Genomic DNA, 1793 nt, shown 5'->3' on the forward strand with positions numbered 1-1793 from the left:
GAGCCGTGGCCTGGGTGGAGACCAGAAAGCCCGCCAGCACGACCAGCACCGCGGCCAGCAGCAGGCCCAGCCCGGGGCCATCCGCTGGACACGGATACAGTCAACGCGTTTTCAGCGGACGTCGAATTGTACCAGCTCGCCCATGACAAGCCCGCCGAGTTTCTGGCATACGTCACGGAACGCGGGATTACGACGTGGACAGGCGAAGTTATCGGCAAGGTAACAACCGCCTATCCGTGGCGGCGGTGCGGCACGCCTACCGGAGGAACGTACAAGCGGCGCAACCTGCGTATCCGTACCGATTGGGGTTACAACTACATTGCGACAGAGACGGACAATAAGCAGATTGTCCGTCTGCGTCGCGTGGCAGACTGAGAGGAGCTAGCACTATGACAACCGAACTAAAGCAGCCAACCCGCGCGCAATACATGGCCGGGCAAGTCACCTTTGCGGACTTCTATCGGGCGGTAAACGAGACGGCCGGGGTTCGCTTCGCCGGGCGTGGCGGTATCACGCTGGATGAAGTCAAAAAGGCTCTGGCCAGCGGAGACGAACATCTTAACAGCATCCCGCTAGTCCGCTGGGACGCGCTGGCCTCCGGCGCTGAATACGCCTTGCGAAGCGCTCTAAAGGCGCATGGCGATTTCTACAGCCAAGCCGGGGGCGTATGCTGCATGAAACAGGCGGCGCGCGACGCAGTCGAACAGGTGGGGAGCTAACGCGATGGAACAGGATACCGAATACACGCCCGTTCTGTTTCGCGCCGAGAAACGGAAAGAACATCGCGGCGAAGTGACCGCAGTTTTTCCGACCCTACCCGGCACGCTGGAGCCCGGCACAATGACGTGTTACGCCCATGTAGGGCAGCACGGGTCTTGTTCGCAGGGTTGGTATAACCAGACGCGACGGGCGCGGCCGGACGAATACGAAGCCCTTAAGCGGGAGCTAGAGGCCATTGGCTACCGGCTCCAGGTTTACCGCCGCATGCAACCTTGGCACCGCGAAGCCTGCGAACAGGAGCGACGCAGATATTTAACCTGCGAACCGGAGCGACGCAAATGAGCTACCATAAAGACCCCCGAGTAAGCGACGCGGTTCTAGTCGTCGTGAACGATGGCGACGGCACGCAATGCGGGCTGACGTACAAAGACCGGCTAGCGCTGTACATGCCGCAGGCCAAGCCGCACGCCCTGCGGCTGGCAGAGTATCGGCGCGCGGTCCGGCGCTGGGATACCCACAGGCTCCGGCGCTACGGGCTGGAAACGGGCGGACCGCTATCAGGCCCCCAAGTGCAAGCGGCGGCCGTATGTCTTGAAAGCTACTACAGCCAACACGTAAAGGAATTTGACAAATGCTAAGGCAAGCCATCGTGACAAAGTACCACGGGCCGGGGAACCGCATCGGGTCGCGCATATCGGCGACAACGGCAAGCGGCATCCGCAGATATTACACCTATGAACCCGGCATGAACTCGGACCAGAACCACAGGGCAGCGGCCGAACGGCTATGCGCCGAACTGGACTGGAAAGGCGCGCTAGCGGTTGGCGGACTTAAAGACGGTTGCGTGTTTGTCTTCGTCGACTAGGCCCAGGGTTGGCAGCGTTTGAGGGGCGCGCGTTGCGCCCCTCCAGCCGTGTCAATCAGGAGAGAAGCCATAATGTCAGGAGACGTCGCACGCATGCGCGCCGGGGCCAAGCGCCTGGCTAGCAGGGCGGTGCGGCCAAGGGCGGCGGCTCGGAGAACAAGACCAAGATGGTCATGCTCAATCCGTCGGACTCCATCGTGGACTGGGT

At 61.6% G+C, this 1793-nt stretch carries 2 protein-coding genes; both read left to right on the forward strand.

The genetic code is table 11. The annotated features are described in order from the left end of the window. The first annotated feature begins 126 nt into the window (after positions 1-126). Positions 127-375, forward strand: coding sequence for a hypothetical protein (locus tag ACK4TH_RS11645; RefSeq protein WP_409626659.1), 249 nt, complete (start codon positions 127-129; stop codon positions 373-375). A gap of 14 nt (positions 376-389) precedes the next feature. Next, positions 390-719: a hypothetical protein gene (locus tag ACK4TH_RS11650; RefSeq protein WP_409626661.1), complete on the forward strand. Its 330-nt coding sequence runs from the start codon at positions 390-392 to the stop codon at positions 717-719. Positions 720-1793: the final 1074 nt, after the last annotated feature.

Source organism: Tepidimonas sp. (assembly GCF_046292505.1).
Taxonomy (GTDB): domain Bacteria; phylum Pseudomonadota; class Gammaproteobacteria; order Burkholderiales; family Burkholderiaceae_C; genus Tepidimonas.